The sequence below is a fragment of the Paenibacillus sp. IHB B 3415 genome (assembly GCF_000802655.2).
In the GTDB taxonomy this organism is placed as follows: Bacteria; Bacillota; Bacilli; order Paenibacillales; family Paenibacillaceae; genus Paenibacillus_AQ; species Paenibacillus_AQ phytohabitans.
In genome coordinates this window covers 65,313-84,959 of sequence record NZ_JUEI01000005.1, presented here as the reverse complement: position 1 = coordinate 84,959, position 19,647 = coordinate 65,313, and the positions used below count along the sequence as shown (strand labels likewise).

Annotated in this window: 18 protein-coding genes and 3 pseudogenes; 3 read left to right on the top strand and 18 right to left on the bottom strand. The window is 43.5% G+C overall.

All coding sequences use genetic code 11. The features are described from left to right. Positions 1-36 precede the first annotated feature (36 nt). On the top strand, positions 37-1,467 hold the full coding sequence (locus QW71_RS03005) for a 6-phospho-beta-glucosidase (protein WP_039293062.1): 1,431 nt from the start codon (positions 37-39) through the stop codon (positions 1,465-1,467). A 349-nt stretch (positions 1,468-1,816) separates the two neighbouring features. Here the strand turns inward: QW71_RS03005 and QW71_RS38740 are convergent. Together QW71_RS38740 and QW71_RS38735 are read right to left on the bottom strand one after the other, a co-directional pair. Continuing rightward, positions 1,817-1,996 (bottom strand): annotated as a pseudogene (locus QW71_RS38740) (winged helix-turn-helix transcriptional regulator); the annotation flags it as partial. Positions 1,997-2,074: 78 nt separating this feature from the next. Next, positions 2,075-2,299 (bottom strand): annotated as a pseudogene (locus QW71_RS38735) (winged helix-turn-helix transcriptional regulator); the annotation flags it as partial. A gap of 103 nt (positions 2,300-2,402) precedes the next feature. Between QW71_RS38735 and QW71_RS38730 the strand changes: the two are divergent. Both QW71_RS38730 and QW71_RS41145 read left to right on the top strand, forming a co-directional pair. Beyond that, positions 2,403-2,570, top strand: coding sequence for a transposase (locus QW71_RS38730; protein WP_083442384.1), 168 nt, complete (start codon positions 2,403-2,405; stop codon positions 2,568-2,570). Between the two features lie 55 nt (positions 2,571-2,625). Beyond that, positions 2,626-3,243, top strand: a pseudogene (locus tag QW71_RS41145) (transposase); the annotation flags it as partial. A gap of 119 nt (positions 3,244-3,362) precedes the next feature. Here QW71_RS41145 and QW71_RS02990 read toward each other — a convergent pair. From QW71_RS02990 to QW71_RS02915, 16 genes are all read right to left on the bottom strand, one after another. After that, complete coding sequence (locus QW71_RS02990) at positions 3,363-5,378, bottom strand: ABC transporter permease (protein ID WP_039293060.1); 2,016 nt, start codon at positions 5,376-5,378, stop codon at positions 3,363-3,365. Further along, positions 5,368-6,138, bottom strand: a complete 771-nt coding sequence (locus tag QW71_RS02985) for an ABC transporter ATP-binding protein (protein ID WP_039293058.1) — start codon at positions 6,136-6,138, stop codon at positions 5,368-5,370. Before QW71_RS02985 ends, QW71_RS02990 begins: the two co-directional genes overlap by 11 nt. A gap of 42 nt (positions 6,139-6,180) precedes the next feature. Beyond that, positions 6,181-6,690, bottom strand: coding sequence for a hypothetical protein (locus QW71_RS02980; protein WP_052769855.1), 510 nt, complete (start codon positions 6,688-6,690; stop codon positions 6,181-6,183). Positions 6,691-6,812: 122 nt separating this feature from the next. Next, positions 6,813-7,802: a sensor histidine kinase gene (locus QW71_RS02975; protein ID WP_039293056.1), complete on the bottom strand. Its 990-nt coding sequence runs from the start codon at positions 7,800-7,802 to the stop codon at positions 6,813-6,815. A 3-nt stretch (positions 7,803-7,805) separates the two neighbouring features. Next, a complete protein-coding gene (locus QW71_RS02970; protein WP_039293051.1) occupies positions 7,806-8,480 on the bottom strand; it encodes a response regulator transcription factor in 675 nt (224 codons plus the stop codon). Positions 8,481-9,114: 634 nt separating this feature from the next. Continuing rightward, positions 9,115-9,879: an ABC transporter permease gene (locus tag QW71_RS02965; protein ID WP_039293049.1), complete on the bottom strand. Its 765-nt coding sequence runs from the start codon at positions 9,877-9,879 to the stop codon at positions 9,115-9,117. Continuing rightward, positions 9,876-10,637: an ABC transporter permease gene (locus tag QW71_RS02960; RefSeq protein WP_039293047.1), complete on the bottom strand. Its 762-nt coding sequence runs from the start codon at positions 10,635-10,637 to the stop codon at positions 9,876-9,878. The genes QW71_RS02965 and QW71_RS02960 overlap by 4 nt, the downstream gene beginning before the upstream one ends. Continuing rightward, positions 10,634-11,347 carry an ABC transporter ATP-binding protein gene (locus tag QW71_RS02955; RefSeq protein WP_039293044.1) on the bottom strand — a complete coding sequence of 238 codons (714 nt, stop codon included), beginning with the start codon at positions 11,345-11,347 and terminating at the stop codon, positions 10,634-10,636. The genes QW71_RS02960 and QW71_RS02955 overlap by 4 nt, the downstream gene beginning before the upstream one ends. A 73-nt stretch (positions 11,348-11,420) precedes the next feature. Beyond that, a complete protein-coding gene (locus QW71_RS02950) occupies positions 11,421-12,434 on the bottom strand; it encodes a HAMP domain-containing sensor histidine kinase (RefSeq protein ID WP_039293041.1) in 1,014 nt (337 codons plus the stop codon). Next, positions 12,431-13,111 carry a response regulator transcription factor gene (locus QW71_RS02945; RefSeq protein WP_039293039.1) on the bottom strand — a complete coding sequence of 227 codons (681 nt, stop codon included), beginning with the start codon at positions 13,109-13,111 and terminating at the stop codon, positions 12,431-12,433. Before QW71_RS02945 ends, QW71_RS02950 begins: the two co-directional genes overlap by 4 nt. Positions 13,112-13,400: 289 nt before the next feature. Then, positions 13,401-14,060 carry an ABC-2 transporter permease gene (locus QW71_RS02940; protein WP_039293037.1) on the bottom strand — a complete coding sequence of 220 codons (660 nt, stop codon included), beginning with the start codon at positions 14,058-14,060 and terminating at the stop codon, positions 13,401-13,403. Further along, positions 14,057-14,917, bottom strand: a complete 861-nt coding sequence (locus QW71_RS02935) for an ABC transporter ATP-binding protein (protein ID WP_039293035.1) — start codon at positions 14,915-14,917, stop codon at positions 14,057-14,059. Before QW71_RS02935 ends, QW71_RS02940 begins: the two co-directional genes overlap by 4 nt. Continuing rightward, positions 14,917-15,297 carry a GntR family transcriptional regulator gene (locus tag QW71_RS02930; protein WP_039293031.1) on the bottom strand — a complete coding sequence of 127 codons (381 nt, stop codon included), beginning with the start codon at positions 15,295-15,297 and terminating at the stop codon, positions 14,917-14,919. The genes QW71_RS02935 and QW71_RS02930 overlap by 1 nt, the downstream gene beginning before the upstream one ends. 294 nt (positions 15,298-15,591) lie before the next feature. Beyond that, complete coding sequence (gene mobP3, locus QW71_RS02925) at positions 15,592-16,455, bottom strand: MobP3 family relaxase (RefSeq protein WP_306766019.1); 864 nt, start codon at positions 16,453-16,455, stop codon at positions 15,592-15,594. A 154-nt stretch (positions 16,456-16,609) separates the two neighbouring features. Continuing rightward, the gene (locus tag QW71_RS02920) at positions 16,610-19,090 is read right to left on the bottom strand and encodes an FAD-dependent oxidoreductase (RefSeq protein ID WP_039293030.1); all 2,481 of its coding nucleotides are present in this window, start codon (positions 19,088-19,090) and stop codon (positions 16,610-16,612) included. Then, on the bottom strand, positions 19,087-19,380 hold the full coding sequence (locus QW71_RS02915) for a helix-turn-helix transcriptional regulator (protein ID WP_039293027.1): 294 nt from the start codon (positions 19,378-19,380) through the stop codon (positions 19,087-19,089). Before QW71_RS02915 ends, QW71_RS02920 begins: the two co-directional genes overlap by 4 nt. Positions 19,381-19,647 lie beyond the last annotated feature (267 nt).

Here is a 19,647-nt window from a genome sequence, read left to right as displayed (position 1 = left end):
ATTTACAATTACGCGTGTTTGAAGGAGACGATTTATATGGGTTTTAAAGAAGGTTTTTTATGGGGCGGTGCTACCTCGGCCAATCAGTCTGAAGGTGCTTATAATGTGGATGGCAGAGGACTTGCAAACGTGGATTTGAGCCCTACAGGCGAAGATCGGGAGCGCGTTCTGATGGGGAAACTAAAAATGTTTGATTATGACCAAAACTACTATTATCCGGCTAAAGAAGGCATTGATATGTACCATCACTTTAAAGAAGATATTGCACTGTTTGCCGAAATGGGCTTCAAGGTCTATCGGTTATCGATTGCATGGAGCAGAATTTTCCCTAAAGGTGATGAAACTGAACCGAATGAAGCGGGACTTCAATTCTACGAGGAGTTGTTTAAGGAATGCCGCAAGTTTGACATAGAGCCTCTCGTAACGATTACGCACTTTGATGTTCCCATGCACCTGGTTAAAGAGTATGGTTCTTGGAGAAATAGAAAGCTAGTCTCTTTTTACGAAAGATTATGCACAGTCATTTTTAATCGTTATAAAGGTTTGGTTAAATACTGGATTACCTTCAATGAGATTAATATGGTTCTGGAAGCTCCATTTTTGGCAGCTGGACTATTTATTGAGGAAAATGAGGATGCAGAAGCTGTGAAATATGCAGCAAGTCATCATGAACTGGTGGCCAGTGCTCTGGCGACCAAGATTGCGCATGAAGTAGATCCAGAGAATAAAGTGGGGTGTATGCTGGCAGCCAACGCTCCATATCCGAGAACATGTGATCCGAAAGATATCTGGAGAGCCAAGCAGGTAGAGAACCAGAGTTATTTCTTCATTGATGTTCAAGTAAGAGGCGAGTACCCGGCTTATACCCTCAAAGACCTGGAACGCAAAAATATTGCCCTTCCGTTCGAAGAAGGCGACAGTGAGTTATTGAAACAGCATACTGTAGATTTTATCGGTTTCTCGTATTATTCATCAAGCGTCGTAAGTGCAGATCCTGAATTAACAGACACGATTGGAGGAAATCTGTTTCCAAGCTTGCCTAACCCATATCTGAAAGCTAGTGATTGGGGCTGGCAGATCGATCCGCTTGGACTACGAATTACGCTGAACAACATCTATGATCGCTATCAAAAGCCATTGTTTATTGTGGAAAATGGCCTAGGTGCAGTGGATATTCCTGACGAGAATGGTTATGTTGAAGATGACTATCGAATATCCTACTTAAGCGAGCATATTCGCGCGATGAGGGATGCGGTAGAATACGACGGCGTAGATCTACTGGGTTATACAGTTTGGGGACCTATTGATATTGTAAGTGCAAGTACAGGTGAGATGAAAAAAAGATATGGGTTTATCTATGTTGATCGGGATGACCTTGGTCAAGGTTTATTTAGACGAACCAAAAAGAAATCATTTGAATGGTATAAAAAGGTTATTGCTACTAACGGCAAAGATCTGGATTTTTGATTGGCACTTTAAAGTACTGTTGAAATTGGGTGCCTTAGCTGAATCTGTTCCCTCATGAATGGGTGATTATCAGAGCGATCTGATTCATTCGATGTTAAGTAGTATTTAAACGGCCTCAGTCCTTATATATGGGACCTGAGGCCGTTACCATCTTTTTCGAGTTAATATAAATGTTAGATGAGCATTTTCTGTGAAATTTTGTTATCAGGCTTTTTATTTCTCCATTTCTCTTAGGACGCTTACCAAGTGATCATTTATCACCCATTATTTCTAACGCTAACACAAATCATTTATAAACTTTCGTGTTATTGTATGGGCAAGATGCGCACCGAGACAAACTTGCTACGGCCTATGATTCTTTTGGATCATTTGCGATATGGTTCAAGCCCCAATTTTCCATCTGATAAAGTATGGAATGAAGGCTCTTCCCGGTCTCTGACAAAGAATACTCTACCTTGGGTGGAATTTCAGAATACACCTGTCGGTTAATCAGCCCATCGTTTTCGAGCTCACGCAGCTGGCGAGTGAGTGTGCCTAACACAAATCATTTATAAACTTTCGTGTTATTGTATGGGCAAGATGCGCACCGAGACAAACTTGCTACGGCCTATGATTCTTTTGGATCATTTGCGATATGGTTCAAGCCCCAATTTTCCATCTGATAAAGTATGGAATGAAGGCTCTTCCCGGTCTCTGACAAAGAATACTCTACCTTGGGTGGAATTTCAGAATACACCTGTCGGTTAATCAGCCCATCGTTTTCGAGCTCACGCAGCTGGCGAGTGAGTGTGCGCTGCGTAATATTGGGAAATTCTTTTCTTAATTCATTAAATATCAGGTAGTAACTGGATCGGAATGGTTGATATGTTGATAGTGTTAATCGTGGACACCCGTTAAGAGAATAGGGATAATAAGATTAACGAGGGGGTGCCCACATGAGTGGAACACGGAGGAGCTACAATGAAGAATATAAAAAACAGACCGTAAAGTATATTCAGGAGCAGACCAAGACGGTGGCGGAACTCGCCCTGGAACTGGACATCCCCGCCAAAACCCTGCACCAATGGTTAGGAAGTACCGGTCGTTTCAGAGTGAGCCCATAGCCACCCCAGACAAAGTCAGAGAGCTGGAACGTCAGTTGAAGGAACGCGTGCAAAGGTGAAGCTCGTCGGTTGCTGGGCACATGCAAGGCGGAAATTCGACGAGGCGCTGCGCGCTGCACCGCCGGAAAACCTTGAGCAACCCGGAGTCGGTGGCGGTGCAGGAACGGGCCTTTTGCAATAAACTGTTTGCGCTCTTGAGCGCGGCTGGACCGAAGCTACGCCGAAGAGCGCAAAGCAGCACGTCAAGCCCACAGCCAGCCGGTGGTAGAGGCTTACGGGAAGTGGCTCAAGCAACAACGATTCCGGACGACACCCAAGAGCAAGGCGGGTGAGGCGATCACCTTTAGCTTGAATCAGTGGGAGAAGCTGACGGCGTTTCTGGAAGACGGCCGACTTGAGTTGGACAACAACCGCAGCGAGCGGTCGATCAAGCCGTTTGTGATCGGACGCAAGAACTGGTTGTTCGCCAACACACCACGCGGTGCCAAAGCCAGCGCGACGATCTATAGTTTGATCGAGACTGCGGAGGGAAACGGACTCATTCCGTTCAACTAACTGCAACCTTTTCGAGCAGCTCCCGCAGCTCCCCAGTCCGCTCGATGACGAAGCGCTCGAACCGTTCTTGCCCTGGTCTGATTCGCTTCCAGCCGATTGTCGGATGATCAAGATATAAATTGCATACTCAATGCTCGCTCCCGCCGATAGGAGAAGGCTATTTGACGCTTATATTACTATATTTCCTGAGGTTATTTCCATTTCAACGTATCTCCTATCATTGTTTCCGTTGTAACATTAACTAACAATTTTGTAGTATGCTCGTGCCGTAACCATGTAAATAAGCACGTATACGATGGCAAACACCGTATAAGAAGCAGCCATGCAATACAGGAACCATTGCGTACTGTCCAGCATAACTACGACCATCAATTTCTTCATTAGAGGGAAAGTAAATGCGGCATGAACCCCCGTGGCTATCAACGGCAGAAAAAATACTGTCAAGATTTGAGAACGAATAACCCCTTTAATTTCTTTTAGGCTCAACCCTACCTTACGCATGATGGAATAGCGGTCTTTATCATCGTATGCTTCCGAAATTTGCTTATAGTAGATAATCAGTACGGTCGCCATAAGAAGCAGAATACCCAAATTCATTCCAACGAAAAGGACACCGCTTCGCAGGGCGCGGAATTTCTCGCCGGCAGATACTCTTGTGTCTACCACGGAAACATCTATACCCGCAGCTTCTAATTTGCCAGATAAGATATTTCCAAAGTTCCTTTCTTGCTCATTTCCTGTCTCCTTATCCAAATCAATCCGTGCAGACACGTGGATAGCACCGGCTGATTTACCAATAATGGCTCTCTGCTGCTGTTCGATTTTTTGTAGCATCTCAACATCATTCACTATGATATAATAGATGTCCACAATGGTTGAAACAGTGGATTGGCCTGTTACAAACCCTTTCATATCTTTCATCACTGTGGCTTGATATTGCTCGCCCATGAGAGATAAACTTGTTCCTTCGTATTCCTTTCCAGTTCCGTGAAGATATACCTCATTTGCGTTCAGGCTCACATTTCCCCCGAACAGGCTGTTGTAATTGTTCTGGTCGATAAAATACAGGGAAGATATTTTTGTAGTTTGATTAGAATATATATCCTCTGGTACGTCAAAGCCCCCTTGGACTAATACGGCCGGAAAAGACAGAGAGGTATATGAGGATATACTGTCTATTTCAACCTGAGTTTCAGCGGCGGTTCTTTCTGCCGCCTGCTGTAATTCAGATTTCACTTGCTTCTCCGCCTCCGGAATATCTCCGCTTAACTTTATCTCGGCTATGACATTACTCGGATATTGAGCATGAATGGACTCATCTGATGTTACATACAAAGAAACTGCTATGGAAAGCAGGAGTATGACACCGACGGACATAACACAGATGTTTGCAAGGCCCACAGCGTTCTTTTTCATGCGGTAAATCATCCCTGAAACAGGAATAAAGTGCTTGATCTGATAGTAGTACGTGCTGTTTTTCCGAAGTAATTTCAAAGCGACAATACTCCCTGCGGTAAACAGGAGGTAAGTACCCGCAATAACCAGCAAAACAGCCAGGAAAACCAGTGGCATCCCTGTCATGGGCGACTGTATGGTAAGAGCAAGATAGTAACCGGCACCTAAAAATCCACTACCCAAGACAGCCATGATCCATTTTGTTTTCGGCTCTTTTTCGCCTACATTACCTCCCCTCAAAAGCTCTATGGGGTTTGCCAGGTGTACCTGATAGGTATTGTATCCTAAGAGCAGTAAAAAGAACGTTGCAAAGAGGAGTGACGACCCAATCATGGAAGCAGGAGACAGCTCAAACCCAAGGGAAACGGTTGCGTCCATCATACGGCGAATAACGAGTACACAAACCTTGTTTAATATGATACCCGTGAGCAAACCAACAACAATACTGATGGAGGCAATATACATGGTTTCGTACATGATTAGTTTCTGAATGTGTTTTTTATCCATACCCAGAATATTGTAAACACCGAACTCTTTTTTTCTCCGTTTCATCAGAAAGCTATTCGTATAAAAGAGAAATATAGCAAAGAATATACTTATTACTACATTTCCCAAAGTCAAAATCAGTTGCATATTGTTTCCGCCGGGAATCTGCCCGAGTCCACGGCTCATAGAAAGGGCAAGCATGATATAAGATACCATTACGGAACAAATACAGGAAATGAGAAAGGGCAGATACACCTTGCCGTTTTTTCTGATATTGTCGGCTGCCATTTTTAGATAAAATCTATTGCTCATAGGATATACCTCCTGTCGCAATAACAGACAGTGTATCAGATATTTTTTGGAACATGGCTTCCGAATGTAGATTTCCTCTGTGAAGCTCATGGAACACACAGCCGTCCTTGATAAAGAGGACGCGGTTAGCATGGCTGGCGGCTTTAATGCTGTGCGTTACCATTAAAATTGTTTGTCCTTCCGCATTGATAGCCCCAAAAAGCTCCAAGAGACTGTCTGCCGTCTTAGAATCCAAAGCCCCTGTTGGCTCATCCGCCATAATTAACTGCGGGTTATTAATCAATGCTCTCGCAACTGCCGCCCTTTGTTTCTGACCTCCTGATACTTCGTATGGGTACTTGTTCAGTAGGTTTTGAATACCGAGTTTTTGAGTAATTGGTAGCAACCGGCTTTTCATTTCTGCGGGTTTTCCACCCGACATTACCAGCGGAAGCAAAATATTGTCTTGGAGTGAAAAGGTATCTAACAAATTAAAATCCTGAAAAACAAAGCCAAGGTTTTTACGGCGAAAAGCGGAAATTTCACTTTCAGGAATAGAGACTATGTTTTTACCGTTTAGCAGCACATCACCACCTGTAGGTTTATCCAAAGCAGCAAGGATATTAAGCAACGTACTTTTCCCAGAACCAGATTCCCCCATGATTGCCACGTATTCTCCTTGCTCAACAGAAAAAGATACATTGGACAATGCCTGTACCAGATTTCCTCCAAAACGTGTCGTATAAATCTTTTTTAAGTTATACACTTCTAAAATAGTCATATAGCGCTCTCCTTTGTTCTCTTCTTAACCCTTTGGTTCAACTCAATCAACTTGAATTTTTACCTCTCCTTTGAATTTGTCTCCTTCCACACGGAGCGATTCCCATCCTCCTTTTAGTTCTATGGTGTCGGAGTATTCACCGGTTTTTTGAAGTAACAGAGTAGGTTCCTCATCCCCGGAGTGCCAGGACACTTTTGCCGTCCCACTCTCTATTTTCAGGCTGTAAGTAACTTGAAGGCTATTTCCTTCCTCTCTTTCCAGAGCAGCCCCGCCAAACAAAAGCTCCGAGCCAGAAAAGTTGTTGTATTCTGCCTGATAAGTTCCCACATAATTATCTTTTCCAAACTCACGGTCGCCTTTTATTCTTCGGTCACTGGTAAGTGCATTCTCCCCCGCAGCCCCGGAGAAAAAATTACCCATCCCGTACACGAATTTTTGCATAGGACTATACTCCTCTGTATCTGAAGAGGCGACAGCGCAACCAGACAGCAAACCCAAAATCACCATAAGCGAAAGCATCGCCCCAATCCATTTTGTTTTCTGTTTTATCATAAAAACATTCTCCTTTCTTGTAGCCAATATGAATTACGGTTACAGCATAGCAAAAGAGAGAAATGTCGTTCCACCGATTGGTCTGACATTTCTCTCCTGTTTCTAACAATTTTGTTAGACTGCTATTCAGCTTCTAAGGGAACGCTGTTAAGTCCAATGATCACTTTGGTTCCCTTGCCGGGTTCCGATTCAATCGAAAGACTATGCCCCAGCTTGGATAATATTGTTTTGCAGAGGTAAAGTCCCAGGCCAGTGGCATTCCTGTCCTGTCGCCCCATGTACCCCGTAAAACTTCTTTCACCGACTCTCGGCAAATCCTCCGGGTTGATTCCAATTCCCGTGTCTTCAACTACCAGTGTTTTACTGTTTTCTAAATAAATTGAGATGGAGCCTTCCTTCGTATATTTCAGGGCGTTGGATAAAACCTGTTCCAGTACAAAGCCCAACCATTTGGAATCGGTGAGAACCCGGCAATGAACAGTTTCATAGTACAGGGGCAGCCGCTTCCTGATGAACAGCGGGGCATATTTTTTCACCGCCTCACAAATAATTTCGTTCAACTCCGTTTCTTGAAAACGGTAATCTGTGGATGGGCTCTCCAATCGCAGATATTGCAGTACCAGTTCTACATATTGTTCAATCTTAAATAACTGTACGTTCATTTCTTCGGCTGCTTCACATTCTTCATCTTGAAGAATTAAACGGAGTGCCGCGATGGGAATCTTAATCTGATGAACCCATAGGGTATAGTAGTCAAGGACATTCTGTTCGTTCTGCTGGGCGGAATTCTCCATTTCCTTTAGATTAAAACTCATTTGTTTCAGAAGATTATAATAATCCCTTTCCAGCAGACTCTCCGGGCGTGGCAGCTTCTCCACGTCTAAATGAATTTGCTTTTGGAAAAGAGCCATTTCCGTATGTCGGCTGTGGTATTTGAAAAAATCATAACCGCCCGCAATTCCCCCGAAAATGCAGCATAAAGCCACCCAAAGCCATGTCCTTTCCGTAGGAATTCGATAGAGGAAACCCAGAAAGAAGTTCAATGCTCCAAAAATAATCCAAAGCAGTATACTTTTTTTGTTGTCGTATAAATAAGAAACAAATATCTTCATTGTTCAACCCTCAATTAGATACCCTTCACCTTTTTTGGTAGAAATATAATCCGCAAGCCCAAGCTGTTCCAGCTTTTTTCTCAACCGGTTTATATTCGTATACAAGGCGCTGTCATCTACGAAATTTTCCGTTTCCCATAGGCTCATCATCAATTTGTCCCGTTTTACAATTTTCCCTCTATTCTCCATAAGTTTTTGAAGAATCCGGGCTTCATTCTTTGTTAACTCCTGTTTTTGCCCATCATAGGTTATGGTTGTATTGCTCAGATTGAAGATTAGTCCGTTGTGTTCCATCAGGCTGCCGCTGTCCCCAAAATCATAAGTTCGGCGTAGCATGGCCTGTACCTTTGCCATAAGCACCTGAAAGTCAAAGGGCTTTGTAATATAATCATCACCGCCCATATCGACAGCCCGGACAATATTCATATTATCCGATGCAGAAGATACAAAGATGATAGGGACCTTTGACATTTTCCGTATTTCCCCGCACCAGTAATATCCACTAAAGCAAGGAAGCGAAACGTCCATAAGTATTAGTTGCGGGTCAAAGGCGATAAATTCAGGAAGCACTTTCCGAAAATCCTGAACGATAGCTGCCTCATATCCCCAATTCTCTAAATGCTGCTTGATTTTTTCGGCAATTACCGAATCGTCCTCTATTATAAATATCTTTATCACAATTATTTTCCTTTCTTAATCCTCTCTTCATTAGCGTTCGCTTTTTTTCTACCGTCTATCGACTTTTCTGCATTTTTGGGTATCAGCCACATATGGCTAAACCATATCAGGTGCGGTTTTACTCGCAAAGTTTTTGTACGTGCCGTTCTGAAATTCCCCACTTTTTCGCTGCTTCCGGGGCAGAAGTGTAATCCTTAATTCACCTGTCCTTTATTTTTCGTTCCACTTTATATTATATACGGCAGCCCGAATAATAAGGATATTTATGATTTTATGATTTATTCCGAATGCATTTTACGTTGCACTAGCGACAACCCGTCCAACAGCCAGCGTAACTCGCGGCGTGAGACGGTGACGGTTCTCTCGCGGCCGGTCGGCCATTGATACTTTGGGACTCATTGTCTGGGGAATATTACGGTCCGCTACAACTACAACGGTGACAGTTTGTTGTGGAGCAACGGAAGCGTGAACACCACAAGATACTACGGCGTTAGTGACCAAATCATCGCTGAACTCCAGGTAGTGAATTACACTCTGCAGATGATGTCCAGTTACCTGCTACTCCCTTGCAAGATTTTTCGACAGCTTCGGGATTATTCTTATTCTTACCCTTCAACAACGGAATAGTCCTAAATCACATATCTCGTTTACGGTATACAGTCGCAGCGATTATAATTGCAGCAAAGAGCCAAGCGGATAAAAAGATAGCGCCTTGTATAGGCGTGAGCACACTCATGTCATCGGGCTGGGGAAACCACATAACAAGTCCTGCGGTGTCGGGAAGATACTTCGCCAAAACAGTCTGATCTCGCAGGAGCGGGCCAGCGATGAAGTAATAACCGAGTACGGCAGCAACCGAAGGCAGCGAACGGCGCAGAATGATTCCGACTGCCGCGCTGATCAGTGCAGTCAGGGTGAGGTAGGTGGACACTCCGATCATGACCGGCACAAGATTACCCAGAGCGACAGGTGCGGCGGTACTACCAATAAGGCTTGCGGTCAGCAGAAGCCCAGCAGATGAAACAATTATCGCGGTGGGAATAAGCACGATTGTTAAAGCCAAAAGCGCCGCGACAAGCTGGATACCTCGACGAGGCATTGCAGTCAGGGTCGTGCGGATCTGCCCACCGGTGTATTCAGAACAAGCAGCCAGTATACCGAAAATCATAAACCCGCCCTGGGCGTAGCTAACAGAGGCCAACCCGATATCAAGTATACTTTGTGTGCCCGTTAAGCCCTGCAGTTCTGCGCTGGTGAAGGCGATAGACAAAATGATATTGACAATGAATGTACCAGCAAGGGTAAGCCATGTGAAAGGCAATGACCATAGTTTCGATAGTTCAGCAGATAATACTCGGGTGAATTCCCGGCTACGTGGCCGGATACTCGGCGCACTCATACGTCCCTCCGGCAAAACGCAATGACCGCAGCAGTGAGAAATGCTGCTACCCAAGCAGTCATAATCACGCCAGCCCAAAGTGGGTCGATTCCAACACCTGTATCTTTGATTTTAACAAACATGCGAATTCCGGCCATATCCGGCAGATAGTTCGCTAAAGGTGTGATTTTTGTCAGTAGGTAGGTCACGGTAACAACGGAGGTATTCATAATCAAAATCGCGAGCGGGATGACACCGTTTCGTGTTAGGACGGTGACTCCAAATGCCAATAGTGCGGTGAGTATCCAATAGCATACAACGCCGATCAGTCGAGGAATAGCAGGAATTCCCAGTGCAGGCGCATGTTCGCCAAGAATTATTTGAATCACAGTCATTGTGGCAGCGGTAGTGACTATGGCGAGAAGGGCGCTAGCACTTGCAACGACGGTCGCTTTCGACAACAGAAAACGAAGGCGACTTGGGACTGCAGTTAAGCTGGTAGTGATTTGGCGTCCTCCGGCGGATTCTTCACTCTCAGTGAAATACTCGCTGCTGATCGCGACCACGCCAAGAATAATCGCACCCATGACGCCAAACGCCAACTCCTGATAGCCAATGTCAGCCTCGACCGCAGTCTCAATTCCTCGCGAAATTGAGGAGAGCGCTGAAAAGGAGTTAATTGCGGCAACTACGGGTGAGACAAGTATGCCGACTGCCAAAGCGACCCAGATGGTTGGCAGGGAGATGAGTTTGGAAAGTTCTGCGGAAAATGTCTTCATCGCATGTCCCTTCCATTTCCGGTAGTGAGATTGAAAAACGAATCTTCCAATGTTCTGTGAGAGCCAACGACCTCCGTAAGGGTGCCGTCGGCAACAATCTGCCCTTTATTGATAATGATAACGTCATCTACTGTCTCGGCAGTCTCTCCCATAAGATGGCTCGAAAGCAGCACAGTTCGGCCTGACGCCGCACGTTCACGAAGAAATTTCCTGAGCCAACGGATCCCTTCTGGATCAAGGCCATTGGTAGGTTCGTCCAGAATTAGAATCTCCGGATCTCCAAGCAGTGCGGCTGCAAGCGCAAGTCGGCGCCCCATACCGAGAGAATAGGACCCCACCCGTTTTGAAGCGGCGCTTGTAAGGCCTACAATTTCTAATACCTCGTCCACCCTGAAGCGAGAGAGTCCAGCAGATTGAGCCACCCAGTTCAGGTGAGCCCGTCCTGTTCGCGACCGATGAGCGCCTGAACCCTCGAATACAGCCCCAACAGTTGCGAGAGGAACGAGGAGCTTAGCATAAGGCACTCCGTTGATTAACGCAGTTCCTGATGTAGCTCGATCAAGTCCAAGCAGGATGCGAAGGGTAGAGCTTTTTCCCGCACCGTTTGGTCCCAAAAACCCGGTCACTCGACCAGATTTGGCTTGAAAACTGATGCTATTCAGGATGTTGAGAGAACCACGGCTTTTTGTTAATTGATTGATAGTGAGCAAGCATAACACCCTTTCTTGTTTTGTTATGCTTCTCATCATATCTGGTTCAGTCTAAAATCTGGGATGGCTTTGTCTAAGTTTGGTCTAATTTTTCTATCCACACGCTTGTTCCGTCCGTATCTGATACAAAGCGTGCCTGCAGCTTCATTTCGCTTAGCATATACATTGAAATTCCCAGTCCGATACCGGCACCGCGGTTTGCGGAGGATTGATCCATCCCGGGGCCATGGTCTTTAATCATTAACCTATCCAGTGTGGCGTCCACGGCAATAGCGATATATCGTCCATCTCCAGCATGACGAAGGACATTTTGAAATAAATTGTCCAACACACGGGTCATCCATTGCGGGTCTATCTCCCACGAAAAGGTTGCTTCTTTAGGCATGTCTACGTGAATATGGAAACCGGCATCCTCGAATGCTGGATACCAGGACGCAATAGATGACCTTACAAATCGGACCATATTCGTGCGGGCAGGGTGGTACGGATATTTACCTGATGTAAGCAGTGTGTACGCTAAAAGATCGTCCATTAATTTACCAACATGTGTGATAGTATGGTCAATTGCTTCCAGTGAATCAAAACCTTCCCGGCCAAGGGCTTCTTTGCGCAGTTTTGAGGCGTGTCCACGCAGGGCAGTTAAGGGTGTCCGCAGGTCATGTGATAAATCCGCAATCAATTGTTGTCTGAGTACCCCTTCTTCCTTTTCGCGCAAACGGCTCTCTTCAAGCTGCCTAACCATTTGATTGAATGAAGCCTCCAACTGAGCTATTTCATCCATCCCTGCGGTTCGGGTAGGAACTGGATGTGGGAGATTAACACCTTCTGTGGAGAGAGACATGGCCTTTTGTAGGCGGATGAGCCGTTGACGAAGACGGTGGAAGAATACCCCTGAAATGAAAATAAATACGACAATGATGAGTACGATAAGGATTACTATATCTCGATATTGATTTAATGTATCAATATTCTTTGGATCAGGGGATGGATATACCCCGAAAACCATGACAAGGATCATGAGCGGAAGCAGAACGAGGATTAAAAAATGAACCAGCATGTATTGCCTGAAGAATATTCTCTGTTTCATTGTTTTACCCTGTAGCCGATACCCCGTACTGTCTGGACAATCTCGGGCGCATTAGGATCCTGTTCCAGTTTTACGCTGAGGTGGCGAATATGAACCGAAAGTGTTTTATCTCCATCAATATATGTTTGGCCCCAAACGGCTTCAAAAATCTGTTCTTTTGTAAGAAGCTGGTTTGGATTGCGCAGGAAATACATTAGAATTTGATACTCTTTTCCTGTCAGTATAATTTCTTCCTCGGTGCGCTCGTCTGTCACTGTATGTCGAGACAGGTCTACAATGACATGTTGTCCGAGCTTTATTTGATCTGAGATTTCCAATCCATTGCGGCGAAGCAGAACCTCTACTCGCGCTGCTAGTTCATCGAGGTGAAATGGTTTGGTGACATAATCATCAGCAAACTGAAGCCCCAGCAGTTTGTCATCGACTGCCGCCCGAGCAGACAGCAATAAAATCGGCACTGAGGGTATTATTTTTTTCAAACGCTGGCCAATTGTGAAGCCGTCGAGCCCCGGTAGCATGATGTCAAGGATTACCACATCACACCCATAGATTATTCGTTCTACGTCTTCGCCAGACTGCAACCAGCGAACCTCATAGCCTCGCTGTTCCAACTCACCCTTAACCCATTGGCCAATGTCCTGATTATCTTCAATATATAAAATTTTCTTCGTTTTCATAAACGCACTCCTCGTACAATTCGGTTTATATCGCCCATCACCAAGCTCTTCCACATTTTTTGAGATAGCCGATAAGCGACCAGCTCCAAGGATAACGTAATACAATTATATACGATTATCCGGTTGAGCAAACAGAGAGTACAAAAAGTCAACTCTTAAGTCCACACGTATTGAAATGAGGAGGACTGAACTGGTAATTGAACCGCGTTAAAGACGGAGAGTTAAACACTTTTTATGAATTTATCTTTAACTGGGGCTGGTGCCAAATAATTGGAGTTTATTTGATTCTTTACGAGTGTTTCCGAATATAGCTTTTAACTGAAGCTACATAACTTATTAGAAGCAATACAATTGATAAAATCATACCAGTCGATAATACGATTGTTGGATTAAGACTCATTACGCTGACGAAAACCACTTGCCAATCTACGTTCATTTTCGTTAATACATATCCACCAACTATAGACAGCATGATAGACGCAAATAACAATAATCCACCTTTGGTGCCAAAAGTAATACAAGAATAATGATATAGAGCCAGCAAAGCCAGAGATATAATGATACTTAACAGTACGAATTGAATTCCAAGTATTAGCGGGAAAGTTTGATAAAGTAAAGCATAGACTAACATGATTAAGAAAAGAAAAATCATGTTTACGGCACAGAAAGCCAAACCCAAAAAATACTTTGATAAAACAATTTCTTTTTTTGTGACTGGAAAAGTCAATTGTATTTTATCGAAGTTATACTTTTCATCAAGTTCAACTGTGGCTTGTAATATAAGCGAAACTGACATGAGAATAAGTATAAGGGAGCTGACCACAAATCCGAATCCATTCTTGAAAAAAATCAAGCTTAACAGTATCAGGAAATAATGGAAAAGCAAATTGTTTCTGTTTTTTTTGATGTGAATCATTTCGTAAATATCTTTTAGAATAATCCCCTTCATTGTACTTTGTCTCCTTTCACCATAAATAACATCACATCTTCTAAAGAAGCATTTTCAACCACTAAATCCTGGAATCTTTCCCGTATGGAGTGCTTGTTATTCACTAGAATATTGTATACATAAGATTCTTTTCTATAAGATACAATATCCCCTTCATGCAATGCATCCATCATATTCTTTCCACATTTTACAATTCCGTAATTCTCCCTAATATCCTCATAGCTTTTAACAAATAATAGCTTTCCTTGATGAATAAAACCGATATAATCCGCTATCTTATCCAGATCACTGGTAATATGACTTGACATCAGAATGGTATGCTCTTCCGCTTCGCTGTACTTTCGCAATATATCCAGAATTTCATCTCTGAATATCGGATCCAGTCCGCTTGTTGCTTCATCGAGGATGATGAACTTTGTATGGTGACTGAACGCAATGGCAAACTCTAATTTCATTTTCATTCCTCGTGAGAAAGCTTTGAGTTTTTTATGCTCGGGTAAATTGAATTGTTGAAGATATTCACTAAACTTGAGCATGTCCCAGCGTTTATACATTTTTCTCATGATCTTTCCTATAATCGTCGGTGTAAACTCCAAATCATAGTGTGTCTGATCAAAAATAACTGCGATTTCTTCTTTGATGCTCTTTTCATTCGATTGAAAATCTCTTCCAAAATATTTTAATTCATCATAATCTGAATTCGTGATTCCTAAGATCGATTTTATAAAGGTGGATTTGCCGGCACCATTTTCGCCAATCAGGCCAAATACACTTCCTTGGGGAATTTCCAGCGTCAGTTCACCCAGTTTAAAATCCTTATACGTTTTTGAGATGTTCTTTACCTCAATGGCATTCATTATTCTTTATCCTCCTTATACATTACCCTTATAACTTTAATAATTTCGTCTAAAGAAATACCATTTTCTCTAGCAAGAACACTTGCTTCTTCAAGCATTTCTTCAATTCTCCGCCGATTCTCCTCAACAATAAAATCTTTGTTCTGACTGGAGACAAAGGTTCCTTTTGCAGGAATCGTCTCAATGAAGCCATCACGTTGCAAATTTTCGTAGGCCTTTTGGGTCGTTATAACGCTCACATGCAGATCCTTTGCCAGTTTACGCATGGAAGGAAGAATATCCTCCGGTTTCAATTCTCCTTTCATAATCATCTCTTTAATTTGAGATGTAATTTGTTCATAAATTGGCCTATTACTCGCACTGCTTAAGATAATCTCCATGCTTATCCTCCAACCATTTGAAAATAAACTGTACTTAACTTATAAGTACAGGATATACAGATAGCGTAATTCTGTCAATCCGTGTTTATGAAATTTTAATGGAATTGCTAGTATCTGTTTATTTTTTCAAGAGTGGAATTTTATTTTTCGAGCAGATAATGAGGATAACGACGGTGAAAATATATTAAGAAAGTATAAGGGGGAAAGTTGATTGTTTCCGTATATAGTTATGGGACTTGTACTTGGAACGCTTTATGGAAAATCACGATACAATCTGCTTCTCCCTATTATCTTTCATGTGTTCAATTTCTCCTCTACATAATCCTCTACCATTTGAGCCAAATAACGGTTTTCTTGCAGCAGATCCTGCACCAACTCACCTACAACTATTTTCACCTCCGGCGGCAGCAGCTTGTACGCGAGTCTTCCGGTTTTCGGCATCTGACTGCGCAGCTCAAACAGCCTGTGGGCTAGCCTCTTCACCGCAGCGGGTTCTGGCAAATGATGTTTTGGAAAACGTAGCAGGGAGTCTTCATCCTCATTCTTGAAACGTGCCTGGAATGCTCGAAATGTTTTCGGATTCAGTTGCTTCAGGTAGGCTTCAAATTCTTCAACCATCCGATCGGTCACTTCGGTTATGCCTGTCTTGAATTGATCCCGAGAAGCGCAAAATTCCTTGATCTTATAGGCGAAGGGGTCTTTGATGAGCTGCTTGCGGATACGGTTGGGGACTTCAGGATGGGTGAAATTTTTCATGATCGCCTGATGAGGATGATCTTTCTCGTTGTGGAATGCAGCAGCCCAGCACAGATTTTCTGTCTTAATTCGGTTATGGGTAGCGAGAATGGCGATGTGCTGCTCAATGTATTGCTGCCACTCGGCAAAATCGGTCAGGCCTAATTCCAGTGCCGTTTCGGTGCGGAAAGAGATCACGCTGCGGTACATGTTTTTGCCTTCCTTGGAAATTTTTCGGGCGATACGAGCGACTTCCTGCCAGGATTGAAATACTTGTAATTCGCCGGGCTTAAGCTTGCCGAATAGGCCATGGGACAGGTTTTCGTGGCGCACTGCGCTGGGAGGGGTAGCGATGTGTAAAGCGTATAGGACTTTTTTTGAATTTAAAAGAAGGCTGGAAGAAAGTAAGGAAGATCCATTCATATTTTACCAATGAAGAAGACATTTCGTATCTTTATGTGAGCAGAGTCGAAGTCACTTGTTTGCGGTTGTTTTGATCTTAATCGAGGATGTTTTGTGCCGGAAGTTGTGCTTCCGGCATTTTGGATTTTTAACACATGAATTTAAGCAAGTAAGATTAAATAAACAGATTAAGACTAGATTGATCTGCCTGACCGAGATAGTAGCCAACACCACTAATTTTCACGCCGTCTATAAGTTCTTCTTCAGTTATTCCCATCACATCCATTGACATTGAACAAGCAACCACTTCAACACCCTGTTGAATCGCAGATTGGATTAATTCTTCTAAAGACGAAATATTTTTATCTTTCATGACACTTCGGATCATTTTCGTGCCCAGACCCAGCATGTTCATCTTTGATATAGTCAACTTTTGACTGCCGCGGGGCATCATGGCTCCAAACATGCGCCCAACAAAGCTTTTGGATACAGGGACTTTCTCCGGCTTTCTGATAACGTTTAATCCCCAGAAGGTGAAGAACATGGTCACTTTTTTTCCGCTTGATGCAGCTCCATTAGCAATAATAAAGGACGCTATGGCTTTGTCGAGATCACCACTGAACACAACCATAGAGCTGCCATCCAGGCGGGAAGGTGTCGCTTCCGTTGCAGCCGGACGATTAGTATCAGAGGTTCCTTTTCTTAAAAAAGCTTCAGTTGTTCCCCTATGTGTCTTACCTACTTTAATTAATTGATTGCCTGACATTTGTGCCCAAGCCAGAATATCTTCATAAAAACCGGGATCGGATGCTGTTACGTGCAGCACTTGGCCGTTTTTCAGCTTATCCATCTGTTGCTTGACTTGAATGAGTGGACCGGGGCAGGATAATCCACAAGCATCCAGTTCGAAATCTGCATGTAATGCGTCTTCTTGTTGCTCAACTATTACAGCTGTTTCTTGTCTAACGTCTGCAGGTGTTGGCACCGGCGATGGCGTTGAATTGCTGGAGGGCGTATAATTGGCCATTTTATATGTCTTGTAGCCACCTGTTAAATTCCGAGCATTATACCCCTTTTGCTGTAAAATTCGTGAGGCAGTATAACCTCTTAAACCAACTTGGCAATACACCCAAATCTCCTTACTGGGATCCAATTCACTTAGTCGCGAGCGGAGCTCGTCCACAGGAATAAGTATAGAACCGGGAATGTGGCCATTGTTGTGCTCGATCTCAGAGCGAACATCCACCAGAATGGTATGTTGAGAATCACGGGTTTTTAAGTCTTGGGATACAAACACTTTAGTTCTCCCTGCAAGTATATTCTCCGCAGTATAGCCGGCCATATTAACAGGATCTTTTGCAGACGAAAAGGGTGGAGCGTAGGAAAGCTCAAGCTCGGTCATATCGCTAACTGTTCCACGGAAGTGAATAACGGTTGCTATATCATCAATTCTCTTATCCACTCCGTCAGATCCTACAGCTTGAGCGCCCAGTACAGTACCTGTAGTGTCAAAAAGCAGCTTAATGGTAAGAGGGGTAGCACCTGGATAATATGATGCATGAGAACTTGGATGAACATAAGCTACTTGATAGGGAATCCCCAACCTCTGAAGAGTTTTCTCATTGTTTCCAGTAGTTGCTCCTGTCAAGCCGAACACTTTAATAATAGATGTTCCCTGTGAACCTTTATAAGTCACTCCCAAACCGCATACATTATCTGCAGCAATACGTCCTTGTTTATTGGCAGGGCCAGCTAACGGTATGGCGGTCTTGTTCCCATTAATGAAATCAACGACTTGTATCGCATCACCGACTGCAAATACGCCATCCACATTAGTCTCTAATTTATCATTTACTATGATATGACCCCTGGAAGTAAGTTCTATTCCGCTATCTTTTAAAAAGGAAGTGTCAGGTGTAACCCCGATAGCTAAAATAACCATATCAGTAACTAACGTTGTTCCGCTAGCTAACTCAACCTGTATGCTTTCATTAATTTCGTTAAATGCCTTCGCACTTTCGGAGAAGAGTAGATTGATGCCGTGTTGTTCTAATTCTTGGGTCAACACCTGGGACATTTCGATATCGAAAGGCGCCAGAATCTGAGAATCGGCTTGAACGAGGGTAACATTCAGCCCTATTTCTCTAAGATTTTCCGCCATTTCCACTCCGATGAAACCGCCGCCTATAACAATAGCGGACTTAGAATTCGCTTCGCTTACGCGTTGCTTTATACGATCCGTGTCTGCTATGTTACGTAAAGTGTAGATTTTGGAGCTATCAATGCCGGGTAAAGCAGGACGTATAGGTTTTGCTCCTGGCGCTAAAATAAGGTAATCATAACTTTCGTCGTAAACACCGCGATCATTGCTGTTAACGCGGACTGTTTTGGAAACAGGGTCGATACGGGTCACTTCACTTTTTGTACGAATGTCAAGATTAAAACGCTCGTACATGGCTTCTGGTGTCTGCACAATCAGTTTGGAACGGTCTTTAATTGAACCGCCGATATAGTAGGGTAACCCGCAGTTGGCAAAAGAAATATGTTCATCGCGCTCAAACATCACAATATGTGCTTCCTCATCCAAACGGCGCAGGCGTGCGGCGGCTGAAGCTCCTCCAGCAACTCCTCCGATAATTAGAACCTTTTTACTCATGATTGATCATCCTTCCCGAAGAAAACTTGAATTAATTGTTTCACTCTGACATCAGCAATGGTGTAGTTGACTTCGAGTCCATTACGTTCAGTTTTGACAATGCCGAAGCTCCGAAGTTTTTGTAAATGCTGAGATACTGTGGATTGCGGAAGATCTAAACATTCCTTCATAAATCCAACGTTGCAAGCCCCTTTTTTCAGAAGGCCTTTAACGATACATAATCGAACCGGATGAGCTAAGGCCTTTAGAATGTCAGAAGCCTCATTAAATTGTTCGAAATCATTATCCATACTGAAATTCCCCCTTTGCTTTATATATCGCTATATCGTAATATTACAATATATCAATATATAAGGCAAGTTGAAAAATAATTTATGCTAAATCGGGGTGATTTTTAGACGAATTGATTCAACACAAAGAGTTAGACTTGGAATTGAAAGGATGGATCAGGATTCTCTTAGTGAGAGCCGCTGCTTTAATTCAAAGAAGTGCTTTTTTGTTGCCTTCATGCAAAGCAGCATTAGCAGGCTTCGTAGACGGACTATATTGCAAAACAT